This is a genomic window from Chryseobacterium sp. CY350 (assembly GCF_027945075.1).
GTDB lineage: Bacteria > Bacteroidota > Bacteroidia > Flavobacteriales > Weeksellaceae > Chryseobacterium.
The window spans coordinates 3,029,734-3,054,572 of sequence record NZ_CP116034.1 but is presented as its reverse complement, the minus strand read 5'-3'; the positions used below and the strand labels follow the sequence as shown (position 1 = coordinate 3,054,572).

Annotated in this window: 26 protein-coding genes and 3 tRNA genes; 15 read left to right on the top strand and 14 right to left on the bottom strand. The window is 34.5% G+C overall.

Annotated elements, in window-relative coordinates; genetic code table 11:
• Positions 1–9: 9 nt before the first annotated feature.
• Together rpsL and PGH12_RS14210 are read right to left on the bottom strand one after the other, a co-directional pair.
• Positions 10–423 (bottom strand): 30S ribosomal protein S12, encoded by a 414-nt coding sequence (gene rpsL / locus PGH12_RS14215; RefSeq protein ID WP_027383325.1) that lies wholly within the window; start codon positions 421–423, stop codon positions 10–12.
• Between the two features lie 106 nt (positions 424–529).
• The gene (locus tag PGH12_RS14210; protein ID WP_267596229.1) at positions 530–2,107 is read right to left on the bottom strand and encodes a DUF8728 domain-containing protein; all 1,578 of its coding nucleotides are present in this window, start codon (positions 2,105–2,107) and stop codon (positions 530–532) included.
• A gap of 118 nt (positions 2,108–2,225) precedes the next feature.
• Here PGH12_RS14210 and PGH12_RS14205 point away from each other — a divergent pair, with 118 nt between their 5' ends.
• The 6 genes from PGH12_RS14205 to PGH12_RS14180 all read left to right on the top strand — a co-directional run bounded on the left by PGH12_RS14205 (position 2,226) and on the right by PGH12_RS14180 (position 7,769).
• Positions 2,226–2,702 (top strand): Dps family protein, encoded by a 477-nt coding sequence (locus PGH12_RS14205; protein WP_267596230.1) that lies wholly within the window; start codon positions 2,226–2,228, stop codon positions 2,700–2,702.
• Between the two features lie 91 nt (positions 2,703–2,793).
• Positions 2,794–3,972, top strand: a complete 1,179-nt coding sequence (gene pncB / locus PGH12_RS14200) for a nicotinate phosphoribosyltransferase (RefSeq protein ID WP_267596231.1) — start codon at positions 2,794–2,796, stop codon at positions 3,970–3,972.
• 71 nt (positions 3,973–4,043) lie between these two features.
• Positions 4,044–4,496 (top strand): hypothetical protein, encoded by a 453-nt coding sequence (locus tag PGH12_RS14195; RefSeq protein WP_267596232.1) that lies wholly within the window; start codon positions 4,044–4,046, stop codon positions 4,494–4,496.
• 53 nt (positions 4,497–4,549) lie between these two features.
• Complete coding sequence (locus PGH12_RS14190) at positions 4,550–5,305, top strand: DUF5995 family protein (protein ID WP_267596233.1); 756 nt, start codon at positions 4,550–4,552, stop codon at positions 5,303–5,305.
• A gap of 316 nt (positions 5,306–5,621) precedes the next feature.
• Positions 5,622–6,968, top strand: coding sequence for a DNA recombination protein RmuC (locus PGH12_RS14185; RefSeq protein ID WP_267596234.1), 1,347 nt, complete (start codon positions 5,622–5,624; stop codon positions 6,966–6,968).
• A 33-nt stretch (positions 6,969–7,001) separates the two neighbouring features.
• Complete coding sequence (locus PGH12_RS14180; RefSeq protein ID WP_267596235.1) at positions 7,002–7,769, top strand: TrmH family RNA methyltransferase; 768 nt, start codon at positions 7,002–7,004, stop codon at positions 7,767–7,769.
• Positions 7,770–7,855: 86 nt separating this feature from the next.
• On the opposite strand, the gene PGH12_RS14175 is transcribed toward PGH12_RS14180, so the two are convergent.
• Positions 7,856–8,083: a hypothetical protein gene (locus PGH12_RS14175; protein WP_267596236.1), complete on the bottom strand. Its 228-nt coding sequence runs from the start codon at positions 8,081–8,083 to the stop codon at positions 7,856–7,858.
• A 183-nt stretch (positions 8,084–8,266) separates the two neighbouring features.
• On the opposite strand from PGH12_RS14175, the gene PGH12_RS14170 reads away from it, so the two are divergent.
• On the top strand, positions 8,267–9,445 hold the full coding sequence (locus tag PGH12_RS14170; protein WP_267596237.1) for a hypothetical protein: 1,179 nt from the start codon (positions 8,267–8,269) through the stop codon (positions 9,443–9,445).
• A complete protein-coding gene (locus PGH12_RS14165; RefSeq protein ID WP_267596238.1) occupies positions 9,429–10,004 on the top strand; it encodes a hypothetical protein in 576 nt (191 codons plus the stop codon). The genes PGH12_RS14170 and PGH12_RS14165 overlap by 17 nt, the downstream gene beginning before the upstream one ends.
• Here PGH12_RS14165 and PGH12_RS14160 read toward each other — a convergent pair.
• A complete protein-coding gene (locus PGH12_RS14160) occupies positions 9,959–10,528 on the bottom strand; it encodes a 5-formyltetrahydrofolate cyclo-ligase (RefSeq protein WP_267596239.1) in 570 nt (189 codons plus the stop codon). The two genes, PGH12_RS14165 and PGH12_RS14160, sit on opposite strands and share 46 nt — an antisense overlap.
• A 59-nt stretch (positions 10,529–10,587) precedes the next feature.
• Positions 10,588–11,943, bottom strand: a complete 1,356-nt coding sequence (trhO, locus tag PGH12_RS14155) for an oxygen-dependent tRNA uridine(34) hydroxylase TrhO (protein WP_267596240.1) — start codon at positions 11,941–11,943, stop codon at positions 10,588–10,590.
• 289 nt (positions 11,944–12,232) lie between these two features.
• Between trhO and PGH12_RS14150 the strand changes: the two genes are divergently transcribed.
• Positions 12,233–13,765 carry a trypsin-like peptidase domain-containing protein gene (locus PGH12_RS14150; protein WP_267596241.1) on the top strand — a complete coding sequence of 511 codons (1,533 nt, stop codon included), beginning with the start codon at positions 12,233–12,235 and terminating at the stop codon, positions 13,763–13,765.
• A 70-nt stretch (positions 13,766–13,835) separates the two neighbouring features.
• Here PGH12_RS14150 and PGH12_RS14145 read toward each other — a convergent pair whose 3' ends face one another.
• The 3 genes from PGH12_RS14145 to PGH12_RS14135 form a co-directional block, all read right to left on the bottom strand.
• On the bottom strand, positions 13,836–14,288 hold the full coding sequence (locus PGH12_RS14145; protein ID WP_267596242.1) for a hypothetical protein: 453 nt from the start codon (positions 14,286–14,288) through the stop codon (positions 13,836–13,838).
• The gene (locus tag PGH12_RS14140) at positions 14,289–14,669 is read right to left on the bottom strand and encodes a RidA family protein (protein WP_267596243.1); all 381 of its coding nucleotides are present in this window, start codon (positions 14,667–14,669) and stop codon (positions 14,289–14,291) included.
• Positions 14,670–14,797: 128 nt separating this feature from the next.
• Positions 14,798–17,386 carry a putative LPS assembly protein LptD gene (locus tag PGH12_RS14135; RefSeq protein WP_267596244.1) on the bottom strand — a complete coding sequence of 863 codons (2,589 nt, stop codon included), beginning with the start codon at positions 17,384–17,386 and terminating at the stop codon, positions 14,798–14,800.
• A 53-nt stretch (positions 17,387–17,439) separates the two neighbouring features.
• Here PGH12_RS14135 and PGH12_RS14130 point away from each other — a divergent pair, with 53 nt between their 5' ends.
• The 5 genes from PGH12_RS14130 to PGH12_RS14110 all read left to right on the top strand — a co-directional run bounded on the left by PGH12_RS14130 (position 17,440) and on the right by PGH12_RS14110 (position 19,510).
• Positions 17,440–18,729, top strand: a complete 1,290-nt coding sequence (locus PGH12_RS14130) for an N-acetylmuramoyl-L-alanine amidase family protein (protein ID WP_267596245.1) — start codon at positions 17,440–17,442, stop codon at positions 18,727–18,729.
• A 55-nt stretch (positions 18,730–18,784) separates the two neighbouring features.
• A tRNA-Glu gene (locus tag PGH12_RS14125) sits at positions 18,785–18,856 on the top strand.
• Positions 18,857–19,037: 181 nt separating this feature from the next.
• Positions 19,038–19,292, top strand: coding sequence for a 30S ribosomal protein S20 (gene rpsT, locus PGH12_RS14120; protein WP_219970180.1), 255 nt, complete (start codon positions 19,038–19,040; stop codon positions 19,290–19,292).
• A gap of 8 nt (positions 19,293–19,300) precedes the next feature.
• A tRNA-Glu gene (locus PGH12_RS14115) sits at positions 19,301–19,372 on the top strand.
• Positions 19,373–19,438: 66 nt separating this feature from the next.
• Positions 19,439–19,510: transfer RNA gene (locus PGH12_RS14110), tRNA-Glu, on the top strand.
• Positions 19,511–19,616: 106 nt separating this feature from the next.
• Here the strand turns inward: PGH12_RS14110 and PGH12_RS14105 are convergent.
• From PGH12_RS14105 to PGH12_RS14080, 6 genes are all read right to left on the bottom strand, one after another.
• On the bottom strand, positions 19,617–20,291 hold the full coding sequence (locus tag PGH12_RS14105; RefSeq protein WP_267596246.1) for a superoxide dismutase: 675 nt from the start codon (positions 20,289–20,291) through the stop codon (positions 19,617–19,619).
• A 22-nt stretch (positions 20,292–20,313) separates the two neighbouring features.
• Positions 20,314–20,997, bottom strand: coding sequence for an SCO family protein (locus PGH12_RS14100; RefSeq protein ID WP_267596247.1), 684 nt, complete (start codon positions 20,995–20,997; stop codon positions 20,314–20,316).
• Complete coding sequence (locus tag PGH12_RS14095; protein WP_267596248.1) at positions 20,984–21,256, bottom strand: YHS domain-containing protein; 273 nt, start codon at positions 21,254–21,256, stop codon at positions 20,984–20,986. The genes PGH12_RS14100 and PGH12_RS14095 overlap by 14 nt, the downstream gene beginning before the upstream one ends.
• Before the next feature lie 73 nt (positions 21,257–21,329).
• Entirely contained in the window at positions 21,330–21,686 is a 357-nt protein-coding gene (locus PGH12_RS14090; RefSeq protein WP_267596249.1) for a hypothetical protein, read from the bottom strand.
• A gap of 151 nt (positions 21,687–21,837) precedes the next feature.
• Positions 21,838–23,793: a heavy metal translocating P-type ATPase gene (locus PGH12_RS14085; RefSeq protein WP_267596250.1), complete on the bottom strand. Its 1,956-nt coding sequence runs from the start codon at positions 23,791–23,793 to the stop codon at positions 21,838–21,840.
• Positions 23,794–23,837: 44 nt separating this feature from the next.
• Positions 23,838–24,257: a Fur family transcriptional regulator gene (locus PGH12_RS14080; RefSeq protein ID WP_267596251.1), complete on the bottom strand. Its 420-nt coding sequence runs from the start codon at positions 24,255–24,257 to the stop codon at positions 23,838–23,840.
• Between the two features lie 92 nt (positions 24,258–24,349).
• Between PGH12_RS14080 and PGH12_RS14075 the strand changes: the two genes are divergently transcribed.
• The gene (locus PGH12_RS14075; protein ID WP_267596252.1) at positions 24,350–24,757 is read left to right on the top strand and encodes a type II 3-dehydroquinate dehydratase; all 408 of its coding nucleotides are present in this window, start codon (positions 24,350–24,352) and stop codon (positions 24,755–24,757) included.
• Positions 24,758–24,839 lie beyond the last annotated feature (82 nt).

The following is a 24,839-nucleotide window of genomic DNA, read 5'->3' as shown; positions in this document are numbered from 1 at the left end:
ATTTAATGATTATTTTTTCTTTCCTTTAGCTGGCGCAGCTGCTGCCTGACCTGGTTTTGGTCTCTTAGCTCCATACTTAGATCTTCTCTGCGTTCTTCCGCTAACACCTGCAGTGTCTAATGCTCCTCTTACGATATGATATCTTACTCCCGGTAGGTCTTTCACCCTTCCGCCGCGTACCAATACTATCGAGTGCTCTTGAAGATTATGTCCTTCGCCCGGGATGTAGGCGTTGACTTCTTTACCGTTTGAAAGTCTTACCCTTGCTACTTTTCTAAGTGCAGAGTTAGGTTTCTTAGGAGTGGTAGTATATACTCTCGTACATACACCTCGTCTTTGTGGACAAGAATCAAGGGCAGCCGATTTACTCTTCTTGGTGAGTGCGACTCTTCCTTTTCTTACTAATTGTTGAATAGTAGGCATTTAATTGCTTTTTATTTTAGGGTGCAAAAATAGTAATAATTTTTTAATCTACAAGCAGTTATACAAATATTAACCGAAAAAGAAATTTATTCTCACTCAAAAATATTCATTTTATAATCTCTACAGATACATTCCTGTTCCATTTAAATCTTTTAATATTTTCTTTCAGTAAATTAATTTTTGTTTGATCTATCGAATAAATGGAAACTCTGGAATTCGCAACCGTTGTTTTGTTCTGTATTGTTAAATCAGCCACTTTTCTCCAGTTATCAGGAATCTGACCTTGTAACCAGTCTTCGTATACAACCGCAATTTCAAATTGATGATCATCACAATAATCTGTCAGAAAACGTTTAAATTCGGAGCCAAATACAGCATTTTTTTCGTTAAACACAATAGTTTCTGTAGAAGCCAGACCTGCAATATCCAGCAAACGAATATCTGTAAAATAGGTAATGGCTCCAATATCATTGGCCACAACTTTTGCATGATTGTAATATTGATTTAAAAATCTTGCAGACTGCACCTGCTGTTCGTAAATATTCTTGCTGCCGTAGCGTAATAACTGATGGCCAGAATTTAATTTATAAATCATTAGAAAAACATTCATTACTATTAAAAAGCTCAGCAACATTTCTTTTTTTATAAATGACCAGAAGTTTTCGAAGAGATTTATGATTTTAGGAATAATTGCCATCGAAAATCCTACGAGAATATAAGCTTCGTATCTGAAAGCACCTTTTAGATCTGCAAAAAGCGTATGACAGATTATCAGAAGTGAAAAAACTATCAGCAAAAAATTATTTTTAATAATATCTGAAAATTTATTTCCTTTCCAACTTTTCCGGACAATCATTATACATATAAGGATAGGGAAAATTCCGATTTTGTAAAAGCTGGTATTCAACAGTAATTTATGGATGAAAATATTTTTAATTTGATTGAAAAGTGTTGAGTCTAAACTAAGCCTCGTCCCTTTCACAACTACCGAATTAGGAAAATAATACCCGCTCTGCTGAAAGTTAAAACCGCAAAAAAGTACAATCGGTAAAAAACCTATGATCAGAACCAATAAAGCATCTCGCCAATTTTTTAAAATTAAAAAAACGAAAGCCAAAATCACAAAATAAAACATACTTTCAAACCGAACCAATCCCATTAAAAACAAAGAAGCAAAGAAAACAACTGAAACAATCTTACTTCTATCCTTCTGTGACAAACAGTAAATATTTACAGCAAAAAGAAACACCTGAAAAATATGCTCCATTCCCATCAAAATATGAAGATGCAACAGAGAAAAAAACACCGTAAACAGCGTCGCTAAAACTATATGACTTGAGTTGGTAAAATATTGTAAAAAGTATTTATTCAGGATGTATATAATTCCGGCACCAAAAAAGATATTGAACAAAAGAGGAATGATGTCATGATTTCCAAAGACAGTTATTAAAAAACTTAAAATAAAAGTAAATAGCGGCGCTGAAGAAGTTGATGAAAACTGATGTGAAGTAACGCCCCAAATATGATTTTCCGAAAAATTTTTGGCAATAGCGAGATGAATGTAAGCATCATCAATAGGATAAGTAAAATTGCCTTCCGTTTGCGAAAGCGAATGAAAGTAATAACCAGCACAAACAGAAAAAACTGCCATAAGTGAAATCCAAAAGCTTTTCTTACTGATCATTAAATTGGTTCTGTTTTTTTAAGATTAATTTTTAAAATATCAAAGATAAGCATCATCAATGACCGGGAAACAATTTCGGCATACTTTTTCCTACCTATGAATTATCAAATATAAACTTATGAAAAACGCAAACATTATCGGACTGCAAGAATCCGACTGCCAAAACATTTCACAAAAACTAAATATACTTTTAGCAAACTATTCCGTATTTTATCAGAACACTCGGGGATCTCACTGGAATATTAAAGGTGAGCAGTTTTTTACACTCCACCCAAAATTTGAAGAACTTTACAACAGTCTTGTTTTAAAAATTGATGAAATTGCTGAACGAATTTTAACTTTGGGAGCAACACCAGCTCACAACTATTCAGATTATCTGAAAGTTTCGACAATTCAGGAAAGCAAAGAAGTAAGTGACGGAAATAAAAGTGTAGAGATTATTTTGAATTCATTCAAAGTGGTGATTGATCTGCAACGCGAACTTTTAGAGATCACCGACAAAGCTGGAGACGAAGGTACTAACTCGCAAATGAGCGATTATATCACAGAACAGGAGAAAGAAGTATGGATGTACAATTCTTATTTAGGGAAATAATCTTACAGAAAACAATTAAAATATTTAAAAATCGTCTTACATTTAGACGATTTTTATTTTAAATCATTATATTTGCGTTAAAATTACACATATGTCTGAAATACGATTCAATTCAATACTCGATAACGATTTTTACAAAATTACCATGCAAAATGCTGTGGTTAAACTTTTCCCGAGTCAGATCGTGAAATACGAATTTATCAACCGAGGGAAACACCATTTTCCGGAAGGCTTTGATGTAGCTTTACGGGAGATCGTTGCAAAAATGGCAGAACTGAAACTTACCAAAGAAGAAAAAAAGTTTCTTACCAGAACCTGCCCTTATTTAAATTTACCGTACTTAGATTTTCTCGAAGGATATCACTATGATCCCTCGGAAGTTAAAATTGTGCAGACCGGAAACGATCTTTCTGTGACTGTAGAAGGACTTTGGTACAGAACAATTCTTTGGGAAGTTCCATTATTGTCTTTAATCAGCGAGCTCCATTATGAAATGAATCACATGGAAAGAGATTCTAACGATGTTGTTATGACAAAAACTTTAGAAAAAGCCGACTCTCTAAATAATCTCGGCGTTACCTTTGCCGAATTTGGAACCAGAAGACGACATTCATATAAAGTTCAGAATTTGGTAATGGAAGCTTTAACACAGAAAAAAGATTCCACGTTTATCGGAAGTTCAAATGTACATTTCGCCATGAAATACGGTGTAAAACCAATTGGAACTCACGCTCACGAATGGTTTATGTTTCACGGTGCTGAATTCGGATTTAAAATGGCAAACGAACTGGCTCTTGAACATTGGGTTGACGTTTATCGTGGCGATTTGGGAGTTGCCCTTTCAGATACTTATACAACAGATGTATTCTTTCAGCAGTTTGACAAAAAATTTGCAAAACTTTTTGATGGCGTTCGTCACGACAGCGGAGATCCTTTTGAATTTGCAGACAAAACGATCGCACATTATCAAAGCAATGGCATCAATCCTTTATTTAAATACATTATTTTTTCAGATAATTTAAATCTTGGAAAGGTAGAGGAAATCACCAGATACTGCAAAGGGAAAATTGGTGTTTCGTTCGGAATCGGCACCAATCTCACCAATGATGTTGGCCTGAAACCAATGAATATCGTCATGAAATTAATCGGTGTACAATCATTAAATAAAGAATGGATTCCCACAGTGAAACTTTCCGACGAACATGGAAAATATACAGGAGATCCGAAAATGATTGAATTGGCGAAAGAATTTTTGAGAATTAAAGATTAATACTCACGATAATCGTGAAAATTCATTGCTGTTCCTTTAAAAATCGCTGATACAAATTCTAAATTATATTGATGAATAAATTTCTGAAAGGCTGTCTGATTATTGTAGGAGTTCTTATTGTTATAATTTTGATTTTCTGTGGAATTTTCTACTATCAGGTTTCTACAAGCCGACAACGGAATGAAGCCGACGATATTGAGTGCGCAACTACTGAATATATTATCGATGATCCGATTATAGAAATAACCGCAACTAAAAATGTTCGTCAGATAAAACTCATATTGATTCAGGATTCTAAAAGCATTGATTCTGCAGATGTAGTAAACAAATCTATTGATGCGATTTCATTTAATATTCCCTTTAAAAAAGTTAGACTCTCTGATAAAATCGTCGTTAAAACAGAAAACAATAAATATGTAATTAAAAACATGAATTATTTTAATGACGCAAAATGGGGAATGTTCGGATATTTAGGAAAAGATTGTGAGTTTTCATATAACTTGGAAGAAATTAAAATAAAATAACAACCTCGTAAATCCACGAGGTTTTTTCTTATCTTTAATTAAACTAAAACACTATGAAAACCATTGAAGAAGTTCTGAAAAAATTAGACGAAATCATTATCTGGAGCAAAGAAAATCAAAATCCTGTCGGATATTTTGCGTGTACATATAGAATAATGACCGCTCAGGTTTTGAAAGGAATTCAGCAGAAAAAATTTGAAGATAATGCAAGAATGACTTTGCTTGATCTTGCTTTCGCCAACCGATATCTTGAAGCATGGGAAAATTACAGCAAAGGAAAAAAATGTACAAACGCATGGTATCTCGCATTTGAAGCAGCTACAAATAAAAATCTTCTTATTTTACAGCATATTTTCTTGGGAATGAATGCACATATCAATCTTGATTTAGGAATTTCAGCCGCTTCTGTAATGCCTTATCGCAAAATAACTCCGTTAAAAAAAGATTTTGAAACCATTAATTCTGTCATCGCCTCAATTAATCAAAACGTTCAGGATTCTTTAAATAAAATCTGCTATCCCGTAAATCTTATTGACAAACTTTCCAACGGAAAAGACAATGTGATTTTAGATTTTGCCATTTCGAAAGCGAGAGAAACTTCGTGGGCAACTGCGGTAATTGCTTCCAATACTCCGAATATCCTGAGAGAATCTGTGATCAATATTGTAGATTATGCCGCTGCAAAAGTGGCTTCACAAATTTTAGATCCGAAACTGCTTTCTTCTGCTTTGTTGAAAGAGCTCAAGAAATGCGAAAGTAATGATGTGATTAAAAATATTGAAATTTTAGAGAATACAAAGCTTAAATAGAATCATTTTAGCATTTATACTTTTTCGTTTTTTCTTATACAGTAAAGGATAATTCCTAACGAACCAAGAGACGGAAAAAATATAATACTTAACAAACCCACGAATCCCAGCTTGTTTTTAAAAACGAAATATAATCCTGTTATGTAAACAATAGCAGTTAAGATTGCGAAACAAAGAATATTAAATGGAGTGATTGACAAAATCATGATTGGCAAATTTCTGTGGAATAAAACTACGTAAATTTAGGATATAATTATCATATAAGATTTGACGGTTTCCCGTAAAAATCACCCGTATCTTTTTGTAATTTTGAAGAATGGAGACGACTTATTTAATCATCGGATTTATTTCCGGAGGAATTCTGGGTGCTGTAATTTTATATTTTATTTTGAAATCCTCAACGGTTTCAAGAAGTTCCTACGACGAACTGAATCATACATTTATTAAAAACAATTCTGATCTTGAAAATGTAAATCTCAAGATCAATGAACTTAATCAGATCATTACCAAAGAAAAAGAAATCTATCTCAATCAATCTGATTTAATGAATGATTTAAAAGCAGAATTTGCGAAAGTCTCTGCCGAAAATACTTTTTTGAAAGCTCAAAAGGAAGAAACAAAAAACATTCAGGAAGAAGGAAGGCTTCAGTTTGAAAATTTAGCCAATAAAATTTTAGAAGAAAAAACCGAAAAATTTACTCAATCTAATAAACAGAATTTAGATACTTTATTAAAACCATTGGGTGAAAATCTGGAAAATTTTAAAAAGAGAGTGAATGAAGTGTATGAAAATGAAGCGCGTGAAAGACATTCACTGAACAGCACCATAAAATTAATGCTGGAACAAACGACAAAAGTGAGTCAGGAAGCCAACAATTTGGCAAATGCGTTAAAAGGCCAGACGAAAACACAAGGCGATTGGGGCGAAATGATTCTGGAAAGAATTCTGGAAGATTCCGGACTTACAAAAGATCGCGAGTATTTTAAACAGCAAAACATTAAAAATGAAGATGGCGATAATTTACGTCCGGATTTTACATTAAAACTTCCGGGAAATCAACTGGTTATAATTGATTCAAAAGTTTCTCTGAACGCTTACGAAAAAATGAATTCATCTGAATCTCCTGAAGAAAAAGCACAACTTATAACGCTACATATTGGTTCAATTAAAAGACATATTGATGATCTGAGCAGAAAGAGATATGACCACATCAGTGAATCACTGGATTTCACGATTATGTTTGTCCCTATCGAACCAGCATTTTTAATTGCTGTTCAACACGATCAAAACTTATGGAATTACGCCTATACAAGACACGTCATTCTGGTGAGTCCTACCAATCTAATTGCATTTTTAAAACTTATTTCAGACTTATGGAAACGAGACAATCTGAGTCAAAATGCATTAAAAATCTCTGAGGCAGGAGCGAAATTATACGATAAGCTCGTAGGATTTGTAGATAACCTAGAAAAAGTAGGTAAAAATATGGATATGGCTCAGAAATCATACACCGATGCTTTTTCGCAGCTGTACACAGGCAGAGGAAATCTGATCAAGCGTGCTGAGGATCTAAAAAATATGGGACTTCAAAATAAGATCAACAAATCTCTACCGCAAAATATGATTGATACTTCTGAAAACCAAATTGATCTTTCTGAATAAAACATTATGCGAAATTTTACATAATTTTGCAAAATGCTAATAGAAAGTTTCCAGAACGAAAAAATTAAAAACATCACCAAGCTTTTAACAGATAACCGTTTTAGAAAAAAAACGGGTGTATTTGTCGTTGAAGGACAGCAGGAGAACGAAAGAGCGCAGAAATATAGTTTTGAAGTGCTAGAGTTTTTTGTTTGTGAAAATATATTTACAGGAAAACTTCCACAAGAAAAAATTCATTATGTTTCTGAAAAGGTCTACGAAAAAATCGCATACCGAGGAAGTTCTGAAGGAATTATCGGAATTTATAAAGCGAAAGAAACTCATTTAGACTCTTATCAACCGAAAGAGAATTCAACAATAATAATCGTAGAAGGAGTTGAAAAACCCGGAAATCTGGGAGCAATTCTAAGAAGCTGCGAAGCTTTTGGTATTGACGCATTGATTGTAACCGATGCAAAAGCTGATTTTTATAATCCCAATGTAATTCGCTCCAGCGTAGGTTGTTTGTTTGGAATGGATGTTTTTCAATCTGACAATCAGGAAACTCTAGACTTTTTGAAAAACAACAGATTCAATATCTATACAACAATTATGGATGAAACTTCGGAGGATCTTTATAAAAGAGATTTTACGAAAAAATCTGCAATCCTATTCGGTACAGAGCATTCAGGATTGAGCGATTTCTGGTCTGGAAAAGGAAAAAACACTTTAATTCCCATGTCCGGAAGTATTGATTCTTTAAATCTCAGTAATGCAGTCGCCATTACATGTTATGAAGCCTTAAAGCAGAAGAAGAATTAATTAATATTTACAGAACATTATAACAATAAAAAAACCGTTTCGCTGTGCGAAACGGTTCTTTTATTTTAGCGTAAGCTATTTGTTAATTACTTAACTTTAGCTGAATCAGACTTAGCTTCAACGCTGTCTTTCTTCATATCAGCAGCAGCTTTAGTAGAATCTACAGCAACGTTAGCTGAAGAATCGATAGCATTTTGAGCTGAATCAGCGTTAGCTTCGATAGAATCGTTAGCATCTGTAGCAGTAGCTTCAGTTTTCTTACAAGCAACTAATGAAATTGCAGCGATAGCAGCTACGAATAATGACTTTTTCATAATAAATTAAATTTAATTTGTTAATATTGTTTTTTAAATCTTTTTCTCTGTTCCGTTATTTGAACAAGACAAAGGTATAGCAGATTGAAAGTTTGTTTATGAAAAATAATTGTAATACCTTTGTAAAACAGTTTTACAAATAAATATCACTGTAAATCAACACATTAATCATTTATCAATAAATTGACTGATTTAGATTTATTACATTTTGAGCAGCTGAAAAAAGACGTTCAGGCTCAATATTTGAAAGAACACACACCTTCCTATGATGATATATCAAAATGGAAAGGTATTGACATCATATATTTCCAGGAAGATCTCAGAAAAAAGGCCAAAGGCAACATTAGTGAGAAATCTTTTTACACCTACTTTAAAAATTCACCAGTAACAAAGTTACCACGTATAGATATGCTAACATTATTGAGCATTTATGCGGGTTACAGCTCATGGTATGAATTTAAAAAGCAGCACCTTTTTGCAGGAGAAATGCTACAGGATGATCAAGATCTTACCGAAGATGACCGTCGCGACTTAGAAAAAACAACTACAAGCGTAAATAATTTACCATTAGGAGAAAATACTACGGTTAAAAAAGACATTTTGAATGCTGAAGAGTTAGATTTACAAAAAAGCGTAACTGAAAATCAAATAGTTGATCAAAAAAAACCGCTTGAAAAAACTCAAAATTATAATAGTGAAAAAACTCCTAAAAAGAGCATTCAAAAAGCTGCATGGATTGCAGCAAGTGCAGTATTTGTAATTTTACTCGGGCTTTTAGGATTTAAAGATGAAATTTTTGAAAAAACATACACTTATTGTTTCACAGATGCCGATCGAAATCAGAAAGTTCAGAGCACTATCGAAATCAAAGTGCTTAAGGAAAATGAATCTCCTCTGTTTTTTAGGATAAAACCTGGCGAATGTTTTCATTATCCAAGCAAGGATAAAAGCATCAGAATGCAGATCAGCTCAACAATGTATGAAAATCTGGAAATCAACCGGAATCTTGAAAACGCGCCAGAAGAGGAAACTATTGAACTAAAACCGGATGATTATAAAATGGCTGTCTACTATTTCTCGACGAAAGATGTAAAAGGCGTGAACGCAGTGGAACAGTTTAATCTGATTACACAAAAAAGAAAACAGCTCGAAAACCTCATCAGTAACGAAGCGGTAATTACTCAAGTATACGACAGCGATATTTATGGTTTGGAATCGCTTGACAAACAAGACTATATTACTCTGGTAACGACTCCTACCACATCACTCAAAAACCTAAATGTTATTGAAATGAAGAGAGACAAAAAAGGAAAAATTATATCGATCAAATTTAAAATATCAACCAATGAAAACAATCAATAAAACTTTGTTTTTCTCAATACTGATTGTACTTGCTATCATTTCTTGTGTAAAAAAAGAAGAGACTCCGGTAAGCGATCTTGATAAATTAAGAAACACCAATAACCAAACTGTTCAGATGGACAGTACTCAGGCAATCAATGCTATAACGCTACAGAAGGTACAAGATGTTTTGGATCTCTCTACTTTGTATCTTTCAGGCGAAAAAAACACAGAAATAGACACTGCTATTTATTCTAAAATTGAAAAATACTTTCAAAAACCAGACAGCCTCAGCTTCAACCTTCTTTTTAAGGAACTTGAAAGTCTGCAGGTAAAAAAGGTAAAAGTCAATAATATCAATATTTATCAGGAAATACAGGACAAAGACACCTTAGATCTTGCAAAATTTAATGTCGAATATTTTGATCATAAGAATAAATCGATTGGTACATTCGAGAAAAATGCGCAATACACATTGGTATCAAAACGTGAGAAAACAAATAAAGAATTTAAATTTTATTTCGTGAATTTTTATCAGCCTTTGAAAAAAGACAGTACGGTAGCGGGAGTAACCAAATAATCTACACGAATATCATTTTCCCACACATCGTCAATCATTTCTTCGGGGTCAAAATAATTGATTCCGATTTTTTTTGACTCTTTAGAAACCATTTCGAAAAAAGAATCATAAAAACCTTTTCCATAGCCCACTCTATTTCCGTTTTTGTCGCAATAAAGGAGCGGAGTTATAATAAAATCGAAGTCCACAATTTCGGAAGCAATATTTGAAACGGGTTCAGATATTCCCCATTTATTGATTTCAAATTTTGTATCAGAAAAAATTTCAACAGAGATTAATTTAGTATCAACAATTTTTGGAACAAATACACGGATCTTACGGTTTAAAAAATAATCGATAAATAACTCAGTTCTTATTTCATTAAATTTTTCAATGGGAATAAAAATATGAATTTTCTGCCCTGAAAAAGGTTTAAAATAATCAACAAAATTTCCAAAAATCTTATCAGATAATGACAAAACCTCATCTTGCGACAATTCTTTTCTTTTTTCGAGATATAATTTTCGGATTTCGGATTTTTTCATATTCAAATTTAAAAAAAATGCGCCCTCTCGAGCGCAAAATATATTTATTGGTAAGATCTTTATCCTAAAATCTTATATAATTTATCTGACAAACGAACTCTGAAGGGAAGTTCAAAGGTTATTTGATCTCCTACCTTTGCAGTTGCAGAAGAACTTCCTTCTACAAAAATCTCAGTCAATGTAAGTTCCTGCTCACCAGTTGTAGGGCCGGCAATTAAAACTTTGTCACCGACAGAAAGTCCGTTGTTTTCTATTAAAAACTGTGCAATTTTTGATTTCGTATAATAGTGTTCGGCTTTGCCAATCAGTAATTTCTTGACAGAAATTTTCTGGCGGATGTTTTTCGAATTTACTTTCGCTAAAGGCTTATCTGGTAAATCTCCCGAATTTTTAAAAGTCAGAGCGTCAGATTTTCCTTTTCGGAAAACTTTGTTTCCGACCTGCAAACCTTTCCGTAGTTTCAATTGTTCTGCCGCTGGTAAATGCGTTATTTCCAAACATTCTGTTGAACAGCAATTTTCCATCACAGCCTTACAATCAGCACATTGAATAAAAAGTAAATGACAGGCATCGTTTGCACAATTGGTATGGTTATCACAAGGTTTTCCGCATTGGTGACATTGCGAGATAATATCATCTGTAATTCGCTCGCCCAAACGATGATCAAATACAAAGTTTTTCCCAATGAATTTACTTTCAACGCCGTCTTCCTTTACCTGACGAGCATATTCTATAATTCCGCCTTCCAATTGGAAAACATTTTTGAATCCTTGATGCTTGAAGTACGCACTTGCTTTTTCGCAACGGATTCCTCCGGTACAATACATCAACAGATTTTTATCTTCTTTGAAATCTTGTAATTGTTCATTGATGATCGGCAAACTTTCTCTGAAAGTTTCTACATCCGGAGTAATCGCTCCTTCGAAATGCCCAACTTCGCTTTCGTAATGATTTCTAAAATCAACAACAATGGTATTTGGATCTTCTAATAAAGTATTAAATTCCTGAGCTTTTAAATGAATTCCTTTATTGGTAACATCAAAAGTTTCGTCATTCAGACCATCAGCTACAATTTTGTTTCGCACTTTGATGGTCAGTTTAAGAAAAGAATGATCATCTTGTTCTACTGCGACATTCAATCGAATCCCTTTCATAAAGTCATATACCTCCAGGGTATTCCGGAACTCTTCCAGATAATCAGCCGGAACACTCATTTGAGCATTAATTCCTTCATGAGCAACATAGATGCGACCTAGTGCATCGAGTGCATTCCAGGCAATAAATAATTCGTCGCGAAATTTTTTTGGATCTTCAATTTTGGCATACGCATAGAAAGACAAAGTAAGTCGTTGCTTACCGGCTTCATCAATTAGTTGAGCTCTTTCTTCTGCGCTTAAGGTGTTATACAGTTGCATGCTATAAACGTTATAAGTGAGAATAATTTTGCAAAGATAATATTTTTTTTAATTGAGTTACAAAATGGCAATTGTTCTGGCTTAAATGGTGAAAAAATGTCAGTATTTTATTTAATGAAATCTTAAGCTTTGTTAATAATACCTGAGTCATTATGACTAAATGCACAAAACGAGGTAATTCTCGTTAAATTTTAGTTAAAATTGAAACACAGCATATAAATTGCATACTTATTAAGCATTAAATTTGTGTTCGACAATATTATAAATTAAAAACAAAGAAGATAATACAATGAAGAGTACTTTCAAAAAACTTTTACCATTTGCCGTCGTAGGGGTTATCTCAGGAGCAACCACAGTTGGCATACAACAATACATAGGTCATGATTCACAAAACGTTGACCAATCTTATTTTACAAGTTCAAAAAACGCATCTTTTGTAGGGATGAATACCGCAGCGGTGGGTGACGATTTTGTAAAAGCAGCAAAAACAACTGTTCCGGCTGTAGTAACTATTAAAAATTTTCAGACAAGGAGCTCAAGCAGGGCTTCGGAGCAGGATCTTTTTGATTATTTCTTCGGTGATCCCTTCGGTGGAAGAGGTCAGCAGAGACAAAAGCAGCAACAGCAGCAGGCTCCCGATAATATGCCATCAGGAATGGGATCTGGAGTGATTATTTCGCCAGACGGTTACATCATCTCAAACAACCACGTAGTAGCCGGCGCAAACAAACTAGAAGTAGTGTTAAGCAATAAGAAATCTTACATCGCAACTTTGGTAGGAACAGATCCTAACACAGATATTTCATTACTAAAGATTGAAGAAAAAGGATTGCCTTTTCTAAACTTTGCAAATTCAGACAATATTGATGTCGGGCAATGGGTTTTGGCAGTAGGTAATCCATTAGGTTTAAATTCTACAGTTACCGCAGGAATTATTTCTGCAAAAGGAAGAGGAATAGGAATTTTGGGAGGACAAGGTAAAGCCACAAACCCAATTGAAAGCTTTATCCAGACTGATGCGGCAATTAACCCTGGAAATTCAGGAGGAGCTTTGGTGAATGTAAATGGAGACCTGATTGGTATTAACTCCGCGATTTCTTCCACAACAGGCTACTATCAAGGCTACGGCTTTGCAGTTCCGGCAAATTTGGCGAGAAAAGTAGTAGAAGATATTAAGAAATTTGGAATTGTACAGAGAGGATTCTTAGGAGTAACTTCTCTTGATCTCTCGAATGATCAGCAAGTTGCATTTTATAACAGAGACAAAAAAGCCAATATCAAGGTAGGTTCCGGCGTTTACGTTACAGGATTCTCAAAAGACAGTGGTGCAGAAGATGCAGGATTGAAGTCTGGAGATATTATCACAAAAGTTGATCAGATGGCGATCACAGATTTTGCAGACTTATCTATTTCGATAGGAAGCAAGCGTCCTGGAGATAAGGTGCAGGTAACTTATTTGAGAAACGGTAAAGAAACTACTACAACCGTTACTTTGAAAGATCAAAACGGAGGAACAGTTTCAAGATCGAAAGCTGATCTTAGTGTTACCGAAAAAATAGGAGCAGATTTTGAGCCTCTTAATGACAGATTTAAAACCGAGTACGGACTTACAAGCGGTGTTGTAACAAAGAACGTTGCAGAAGGCAGTGAAATGGCGAAGATTGGCATTGTAGATGACTACATCGTAATTGAAGTGAACGGTAAGCCTGTAAATTCACAGAAAGATGTAGAAAAGATTTTAGACAAATACAGCGGAAATGTTTCCGTAAAGTTTGTAGATAACTTTGGTAGAATTTATACAAAAGGCTTTAAAATGCCATAGTAGAATTTTAAATTCAAATAAAAAGAGCGACAGTTTTTGACTGTCGCTCTTTTGTTTTTTAGTAAATATTTTATTGAACGTTCATTTTATCAGCAATCTTACGCTTCTTTTTTCTTTCGTAAATGACCTCTACAATCTTTCCGCCTATCCATGCAAAAGGAAAAAAGATTAAGAATATAGAAATTTTATAAAACGTAGGATGATAAGGGAAAATAATGACATCCAGCATCGCAATAAACAACATGATAAAACCGATGAGAATAGCATAAGCAACCTTTGCGTATTTCACAATAATTGCCGTGGCAACACCACCAACAGTACTTCCCAATCCTGAAATGAAGAGGAGAAATCCGAAGAAAGCATCATCATTTTTCATGCTTTCAAGAAATCTTTGCCAGTGCTCAAATGGCGCAAAAGCTTCAAATGTCACCCATTTGGGGAACGCTCTTATACCAAGAGTAATGATGAGACCTGCAATAGCAAGACCTACGATAATGGCAAATGTATTTCTTAAAAAACTCATTTAATCCTGATGTGCAATCATAGAAATCTCAATATCTACATTCTTTGGCAGGCAAGAAACCTGAACAGTTTCTCTTGCAGGATAACTTTCTGCATCAAGATAAGATGCATAAATATCATTCATTACTGCAAAATCATCCATGCTTTTGAGGAAGATACTTGCTTTCACAACATTTTTAAATGTCATTCCGGCTTCCGTAAGAATAGCCTCCAGATTTTTCATTACCTGATGAGTTTCTTTTTCAATTCCTTCAACCAATTTACCGGTCGCAGGATCTACAGGAATCTGCCCTGAAATGTATAAAACTCCATTCGCAAAGTTTGCCTGAGAATACGGCCCGATCGCTGCAGGAGCGTTAACAGTAAATACTATTTTTTTCATATGATGAGATTATTAATAATTTCGATTTCCTACGGCATCCGCTTTATGTAAAGTGAAAATCATGCCGTTTTGTCCCAAATTTTATTCGGTGCAAATATAAAATTTAAATTCTAAAAATCTGTATGATATTAGAAAGATGGATTAGGCTGTGTAAAGCTTCTGTCTTTGTACTTAAGGGCATCGCTCAGGATATTAGCTTTGATACCAATGAAGAAGTCATACACTTTATACTGACCGAAAGGTACCCAGTTAAAATTGATGGTAAAACTTCGCTGATCTCTGGAAAATCCAATTCGCGTGTATGCAAGATCTTTTGTTACCAGATCATAGTGTGTACTTCCTGTGATATTCCAGTAAGGAGTTAATTTAAGACTTCCGTCTAAGCCGATAGATGCTATTTTATTTGAAGTTCGGGTAGCGCCTCTGGAGTAGGCATAGTTTGCGTTAACATTTAAAGTCCATGCCTGATCAAAATGCGCATAATTATCGTCGTCAAAATAATAGTTCTCGTTTCTGATCTCACCTTTCGAACCATATTTTTTAGCGTAATCTGTCTTTTCGCCAAAAAGTTCGCTGCTTAAAGGATAAGATAACTGAACGTTGAATCCCTGTAAACTGAACGCTCCGAATTCTTCAGTTCTAATACCCGTTTCTTCTCCAGGTATAAAAATTGTTTTATAAGGATCTAAAGTCAAACTGGTATTGACACTCAATTTATTATCAAAAAATGAAGACTGCCCGTTGATAGAAATTATAGACCAAGGATGCGTTTTTGCTGCAAAATTGTAATTTCCCGAGAGATTTAATGATTCGAAAATTTTAACTTTTTTCACTCCTGTAGAATCACTTTTAGATCTTACTTTCATCTCAATATTGTTTCCAATATTAAAGCCTAAAGCTCCTACCAAGCCAGATGTTGGTGCACCTACAATTCCGTTATCGAAAATAGAATACGGCGTCAAGGCTCCGTTGGCATCATAATAATTTCTGAAATATCCGAAACCGGAACCTCCAAAATCAGGAGAATATGTAAAACCGATACTTGGCGTCATCATATGTCTTATCGCCTCAATAGACGAACCTTTTTTGAAGTTTGCCTGTCCGTAAAGTTGTGTCTGCAAACTTGCTGTAGTAGAAAAAGTAGAATATGCAGCAATCTTTTTATTCACCTGATCTACCACTTTATTCTCTATCGGATCGTAGAATTTCGTAAGTGTTTTTGTTGTCAGTGCGTTATCAATATTTGCACCCAAACTGAAGGTAAAATACTTGGCAATGGTTGTATTGGTACCTAAAGTGATATTATTCTTGATGCCTGTCTGCAATTTGTCCCACATTGCTTTTGTAAACAATTCGCCTTCGCCTGTGCTTACAAAATTTGTCAAATTCAAACCTGTATTTACGGTAATATTTTCTAATAGTCCGGTTCTGACACCCGTTTTAGATCCAAATAAATAAAACTGATTAATCGCTACGTTCATCTGAGGCAAACGTAAATCTGCTAATCCGGTGGCAAAATTTTGCGAGTAAGATGCAGTTCCCGTGATCGTTGCAGGAAGCTTCAAAAATCTTTTCGTAAGCGTTAATGTAGAATTCTGCTGAGTTCTCAGAACACTTTCATTCATAATATAGTTATTGTTAACCGTATTATTATAGAAAGTCTGGCTGGTGACATCTACTGAAGCAGAAAAAGTAAGAAAAGGATTTGCTTTTGCATCTTGGCTATGTCTCCACGCAATTCTGTAAGTTCCTGTTTTGCTGTAATCATCTAAACCTTTTATCCCACGAACCGTCGTACCAATGTCTGCCGCAAAGTTCCCGGAATAGCGGTATTTTTTAAGATAATTCATCTCCGGCCGCAAATTCCAACTTCCTTTTGTATAGATATCAGCTAAAATTTTTAAATCAAAATGCTCTCCGATTGGTTGATAATATCCGATTCCGTTTAGAAAAAAGCCCACATCTTGTCTTTCTCCAAAACTAGGAATCAAAATCCCCGCAGATCTTTTGTCTGAGAAAGGCAAAATTGCAAACGGCATGATCAGCGGTGTAGGAACCTGCTCAATATACATTTGTACAGGACCTGTAATTACAGAACTGCTGTTTTTCCCTTTGACCATTTTTATATGTGGTGCCAGCAAATGGTAATCTGCCAAAGTATCTTTTTTCTTGATAAAATAGTCGTCTGTTGTAAACAAACCTCTTCTCATAAAGAAAACAGAATCGTTGTATTTCTTGGTTTTCTCGGCTACGATGATTCCCTCGCTTTCTTCGGTTCTTGCATTATATGCGATTGCCTGCTTGGTTTTATAATTGTAGTTAAACTCGTTGGTCTCGTATTTTTTACCAGCCTGCGTGGTGATCACCGGCTCAATAACCTTACCTAAAGAATCGAGTTTTCCACGGGCAAAGATCATATTTCTAGTCTCATCAATTGAGATATAATCTGCATCGATCTGCATGTCCTGATACTTTACCTGAGCATTTTTGTTCAGATAAATCATTCTCTTCGGAACATCTCTACGCTGATCATCAGCTTTCGTTTCGAGTACATCATCCAGCGACTCTTTCTGTACAACAATAGTATCCCTTTTGGAAATTGTATCTTTAATTACCGTAGTTTCCGTTAATTTTTTAGGAGATTGCTGTGCTAAAAAACTGTTAAAAATTAGGATAATTAAAATTTGTAATATATTTTTGAAGACGGTTTTGTCCAATTTTGTTTTATATAATTTAGGCTCAAAATTAATATAATTTTTAAAACTGTAAGATGTACACACGAAAATTTAAAATAATTTTAGCATTTCTCCTCACATTTTCCATTCAATTTGCTTTTTCCCAAAAAAAATTCACTGTCGTTTTAGACGCTGGACACGGGGGAAGCGACCATGGTGCCAACAGGTCATATAGTGATATAGGTAGAATTGCAGAAAAAGACATTACACTTGCCATCGTCCTGAAAATTGGAAGAATGCTTGAAAAAAATAAAGATTTTAAGGTTATTTATACCAGAAAAATCGATGAATACCCTTCTTTGTCAGACAGAACCAACCTTGCCAACCGGAGTAAAGCAGATCTTTTTGTATCCGTACACTGTAATTCTTCGCAGAGACCGACTGCTTACGGAACGGAAACTTTCGTACAGGGTCCTGATCAGAATGACACCAATCTGGAGGTTGCAAAACGTGAAAATGACGTGATCTATCTTGATGAAAAAGATAAACAGACATTTGGAACTTACGATGCGAGATCTCCGGAATCTCTTATTGCCTTAAAACTTCAACAAAGTAAATATCTGGAATCAAGTCTTCTGTTGGGAGGTTTGGTAGAGAATAATTTTGTGAATAAAGATAAGCGGTTTTCCAGAGGAGTCTGGCAAAAAAACCTGCACGTTCTCCGTATGAATGCGATGCCTTCTGTTCTTATCGAGACAGGATTTATCAATCATCCGGAAGAAAGCCATTATTTAGCTTCAGAAAAGGGTCAGGATGAAATTTCGGAGAGTATTTATGATGCAATTATTGATTATAAGAAAGCAATCGACAGAAAAGGCGGATTCTCTGCTGTCACAAAAAAACCGGAGCCTGAGAAAAAAGAAGAAGCTCCTTTAAAGAATGACTTTAGAATCTTACTAATGACTTCCGCAGTAAAGTATAACGAAGATGACCCTGCCTTGAAAGGATTAAATTACATTCTTCCGTTGAAAGAAAATGGTATCTACAAATATTATTACAGCGTAACCAACATGGCATCCATCCGTGATATTAATATTAAAACAGCAAAAGACGCAGGTTTTAGAAACGCTTATGCTGTAGGGTTTATGCCAAATCAAAAGCTAAATACGGGATATTATACCATTGAAGTTTATACCGGAAAAGATAAATTAAGCGCTAACTCATACATTTTGCAGACATTAAAAGATGCAGAAAGAGATAAGAGCAACGGAATGTTTTATTACACCTACGGAAAAGTATCATCTTTGGAAGACGCCGTTAAACTACAGAAAGACCTGGAAGCCAAAGGGGTAAAAAATACCGTGATTCAAAAAATTAATAAATAAAAAAAATAATTTTGAAGTTTAAAAGTTAATTAATACTTTTGCAACCTCAAAATTTGGTCTATTCGTCTAGTGGTTAGGACTCAAGGTTTTCATCCTTGCAACAGGAGTTCGATTCTCCTATAGACTACAATTGATGAATTTTGAATAATCAACAACCGATCTGAAGAACACGGTAAAATAAAATTAAAAATAATATAAACTAGCAAGATAAACTCAGAAATACCTATCAAAATAAAGTTTAAATTTTTTAAAAATAAATTTGGCTGGTATAAAAAAAGTTTATAAATTTGCACTCACATTTGAACGATATGGCAAATCATAAATCAGCTCTAAAGAGAATAAGACAAAACGAAAAAAGAAAAGTTCGTAACAGATACTACCACAAGACTGCTAGAACAGCTTTGAAAGTATTAAGAAATGAAGAAGATAAGGCTGCAGCTACTGAGCAATTGCCAAAAGTTATCTCTTTATTAGACAGGTTAGCAAAGAAAAACATTATTCACAAGAATAAGGCTGCTAATTTGAAAAGCAAATTGACTAAGCACGTTAATAAATTAGCGTAATTATAGTAGGCCCGTTCGTCTATCGGTTAGGACCTCAGGTTTTCATCCTGGTAAGAGGGGTTCGACTCCCCTACGGGCTACTAAAAGAATTGAAACTTTTAAAAATTCAAAATTACTAACCCGTTATTTATAACGTGATGGTAGATGGCCCGTTCGTCTATCGGTTAGGACCTCAGGTTTTCATCCTGGTAAGAGGGGTTCGACTCCCCTACGGGCTACTAAAAACCACTGATTTTTTTCAGTGGTTTTTTTATGTTTTAAAACTAAGGATAAAAAAACAGCACATTCAAAAAATGTACTGTTATAATTTTAAGATTGAAGCAATTACTTTTTGTTCACCGCTTCTTCATATCTTCTGCTTACCTCTTTCCAGTTTGTTACATTCCAGATTGCAGTTAGATAGTCAGCTCTTTTGTTTTGATATTTCAAATAATAAGCATGTTCCCAAACATCAATTCCAAAAATTGGTGTTCCTTTTTCTTCTACTACATCCATTAAAGGATTATCCTGATTAGGTGTTGAAGAAACAAATAGTTTTCCACTTTTATCTACAGAAAGCCAAGCCCAACCCGAACCAAAACGATCTGCTCCTGCCTTGCTCATTTTTTCTTTAAAAGCATCCATACTTCCAAATGCATCGTTGATAGCTTTAGACAGTTTTGCCGAAGGTTGTGTATTTTTTTCCGGAGTAAGTACCGTCCAGAATAATTCGTGATTATAATGACCGCCTGCATTATTTCGCACAGCCATTGGCAATGCGCCGGCTCTTGAAAGAATCTGAAATAGTGTCTGCTTTTCCTGTGGCGTTCCTGCGATCGCCTTATTCAAATTGCTGACATAAGCTGCAGCATGTTTAGAATAGTGAATTTCCATTGTCTGTGCATCAATATTTCCTTCCAGTGCATTGTAAGCGTACGGTAATGCCGTCTGCTTAAACTGTCCAAAGGCAAACTGTGCCGCAAATACCGCAGTGAATGCGGCTACTTTAATAATCTTCATAATTTTTTTGTATGGTTAAACTTTATTTTAATAATTTTCTGATATCCTCTATCAAGATTTCCCTATCCGGATGATATTTCCCGGTAAGTTTTGGGACCTTCCCTTCCCGATCTTCATAATCTAATCCTGAGTAATATAAGATCGGCATGTGATCTTTATTATATCTACAACGAATATTTCCTTCCTGATCAACCAAAGCGATCATTCCACTGTGATTAAGGCTTTCGCTTTCATCCTCTTTGTCACCAACATAAATATTAAACTGATCTGCCAATTTACCTATATAATCTCTATCACCTGTAAGAAAGTGCCAGTTTAGTGATTTTACACCAATCTTATCTGCATGCTGCTTCAAAGTCTCCGGGGTATCATTTTCAGGATCAATACTTATTGATAAGATACCAAATTCAGGACGATCAATTTCCTTTTCAATGACCTTCATATTACTATTCATTACCGGACAGATTGTGGGACATTTGCTGAAGAAAAATTCTACCAGATATACTTTTTCGAGCATATCTTTATTGGTGATTTTTTTACCATTCTGATCTGTAAGTTCAAAATCCGGAACCTTCATTACAGTGTAAAGATTATTTTTGAAATAACTCATCCCAAAACCGATACCTAAAAACAGAAGAGCCAAAATCACTAAAGGAATGATCACTTTAGATTTTGAATTTGATTTCGGACTATTATTTTTGGACATATTTCTCAGGATCTTTTAAGAATTCATCTTTGCAGTATGTACTGCAAAAACCATACACTTTATTTTTAAACTCTGCCGTATCTTTTGTAAACCCTGCCGTTTCCATATTACAGATAGGATCTACTTTGTTGACAACTTTTATACTTTCTAAATTCTTCCCTGCAGAATTCATACTTTTCTTATGCTTAACCTTGGGAGCGTCCTGACCGCAAGACACCACTGAAACTGACAGTAATGCCAAAATGATTATTGATTTCATTTATTTTAATTGAAATTAATGATTGTAATAAAACGTAAATATGTTTTGAATGAATCAAAACTAAAAATTAAGTTTAAGCTAAAGGAGGATGAAATATTTTAGAAAAATATTCTGAACGATGATTATTTAAATACGAAGAATTCATTGGATCTGAATGATCAAAAAAATTATTATCTATAAGAGAAAAAATTTCGCCCGATAAAAAAACATCCATAACGGGAATTTTTACTGTTCCGGAATTGGTTTGCTTTTCTGTTTTCACCAGTTCTTTGCTTACGAAACATTTCCCTTTACATGTTGAGTCGGCCACATTTTTCTGTTCGCAAAGATTTTTTACGATATATTCATAGTTTACAGCATAGTTAATCAAAGGCAAAACTGGACGAATTGCTATTGTAAAAACAATGAAAAAAGAAATGAAAAACTTCAATGATGACTCTTTACTACAAATATACCACGCAAAATCTATTTACCGATTATTTATGATGAATATCATCAATCGATTTACATTTAAATTTCATCTTATAAATTACTGATAAAATATTCGTGAATTTTTGAACAATTGGCGAATCAATTTTAAATTAAAACTTCATCCTCTGAATTCTTACCGCATTCAAAATAGCCAATAAAGCGACTCCTACATCAGCAAAAACGGCTTCCCACATGGTAGCAATTCCGCCAGCACCAAGAATCAGAACGATTGCTTTTACAACAAATGCCAGAGTAATATTTTGCCACACAATTTTCCTGGTCTGTTTGCCGATATTAATCGCCATTGGGATTTTGCTCGGTCGATCGTCCTGAATTACAATATCTGCAGTTTCTATTGTAGCATCACTTCCCAATCCGCCCATTGCAATCCCAACATCACTTAGCGCTACAACCGGTGCATCATTAACACCATCGCCAACGAAAGCCACGCTTTGATTTTTAGATTTCAATTCTTTTACTTTATTGACTTTGTCTTCCGGCAGCAAGTCTCCAAAAGCATTTTCAATTCCCAGCTGATCTGCAACAAACTTTACAACGGATGTTTTATCACCACTCAGCATCGTAGTTTTTACTCCTAAAGATTTTAATTTATTAATCGTAAACTGCGCATCAGCTTTTACCGAATCTGCGATGGTAAGATAACCCACAAATTGTTGATCATAAGCAATGGCAATTAACGTATAAACAATATTTTCAGGTTTAAAATCAAACTGAATATTGAATTTTTCGAGTAATTTAAAATTTCCGACCAACAATTCTTTTCCATTAATATTTGCTTTCAAACCATGTCCTGCAATTTCTTCTACATTTTCGAATTCAATTGAGTGATCAACTTCACCGACAAATTCATGAATCGCAGTAGCAACGGGATGCGTACTCTGACTTTCCAGAGCGTTGACCAATTTTAAAATTTCATCTTGATTAAATTCATTATTAAAGTGAACTTCCTGAACTTTAAAAACACCTTCTGTCATCGTTCCGGTTTTATCCATCACAACATTCTGAATATTGGCAAGAATGTCTAAGAAATTACTTCCTTTAATTAAAATTCCATTTCGGCTTCCTGCGCCGATTCCACCGAAATATCCCAAAGGAATTGAAATCACCAAAGCACACGGACAGGAAATTACAAGGAAAACCAATGCTTTGTACAGCCAGGTTTTAAACTCATAATTTTCTACAAATAAATAAGGCAGAAAAGTTATTCCGATGGCAAGAAAAACAACAATCGGTGTGTAAATTTTTGCAAATTTCCTGATGAATAATTCAGTCGGTGCTTTTTGCGAAGTTGCATTTTGTACGAGTTCTAAAATTTTACTCAGCTTACTGTCTTTAAATTCTGCAGTAACTTTAATTTGACTGATGGTATTTAAATTGATCATTCCTGCCAAAACTTTTTCACCTTTCACTTTCGTATCTGGTTTACTTTCACCTGTGAGCGCAGAAGTGTTGAAAGAACCTTTTTCAGAGATCAATTCACCATCTAATCCTAATTTCTCTCCTGATTTCAACTGAATGATTTCACCAATATTTACAGTTTCAGCCTTTACGATTTGAGGTTTTCCGTCCTTTAAAACGGTCACTTGGTCAGGACGTTGATCCAGAAGAGATTTAATATTACTCTTGGCTTTTGTAACTGCCATCGCCTGAAAAACTTCACCTACAGAATAAAAAAGCATCACGGCAACACCTTCCGGATATTCACCAATGGCGAAAGCACCGACTGTTGCAATTCCCATCAAGAAAAATTCTGAAAATACATCACCATGAATGATGCTTTCATACGCTTCTTTTAAAACAGGAATTCCGACAGGAATATAGGCAGTCAAATACCAAACAAGACGGATCCAGCCAGTGAACCAATTATTTTGAATAAAATGATCGAACGCAATTCCTATTAACAATAAAGAAAACGAAATGATCGCCGGAAGAAACATTCGGAAAGTCGACTGATCTTCCATATCATGAGAATGCTCATGATCGTGACCATCGTGTTCCGCGTGATCATGCTGTTTCTTTGGTTTCGTATTGCAACATTCTTCCATAAAAAATAATTTTAAGCAAAATTAGTAGTAAAGCAAATGCAACACTATTGCAAACTTTCCAGACAGTTTTCACAGATACCTTTAGCGAAAAATCTTATTTCATCAATTCTGAAATTGCCCTGAACATTTTCCGGAATCACAATATCTTCTTTGCAGGTTGTCTGTTTGCAGATTTTGCAGTAAAAGTGAAGATGCCAGTCTTTATGAGTTTTCTCATCACAATCGTCAAGACACAATTTATATTTCGTCGTTGAATTTTCCTGAATACTGTGAACGATTCCCTTTTCTTCAAAGGTTTTTAGAGTTCTGTAAATTGTAGTTCTGTCAGCATTTTCGAAGAAATTTTCAATGTCTGATAAAGATGAAGCTGCAATTTGAGAACTTAAAAAATCATATACCAAAATTCTCATGCTTGTAGGTTTGGTATTTTTATCAATCAGTTTGTTTTCGATTTCCTCTTTCATAATCATATCTAATTTGAAATTATAAGTTAGTGAAAAACTTACAGACTTTATCTTTTTGAGCTTAAAACAAAAAGAATCCTTATTTTTATCCTATGAAAGTTTTAATTATCAACGGTCCGAATCTAAACCTTTTGGGAACAAGAGAACCTGAAATCTATGGAATTGTTTCTATGGAGGATTATTTAGAAAATTTAAAATCTGAATTTCCTTCACATGAGTTGAATTATTACCAGTCGAATATTGAAGGTGAATTGATTAACAGACTCCAGAAAGATGATTTTGATGCGGTTATTATCAATCCCGGAGCTTTCACGCATTATTCTTACGCAATTGCGGATTGTTTAAAGAATATTCAGAAGCCGAAAGTAGAAGTTCATATCAGCAATATTTATAAGAGAGAAGAATTTCGTCAGAAGTCTGTAACGGCAGCTTGTACGGATGCGGTTTTGTCAGGCTTTGGAATGGATGGTTATCGATTGGCGATATTGAGTTTAAGATAAGTCCCACCGATTTCCACAGATCAATGTGTGAATTTTGCTCTCGCAGATCAAACTGATTGCGCAGATTTTTCTTTAAAATAAA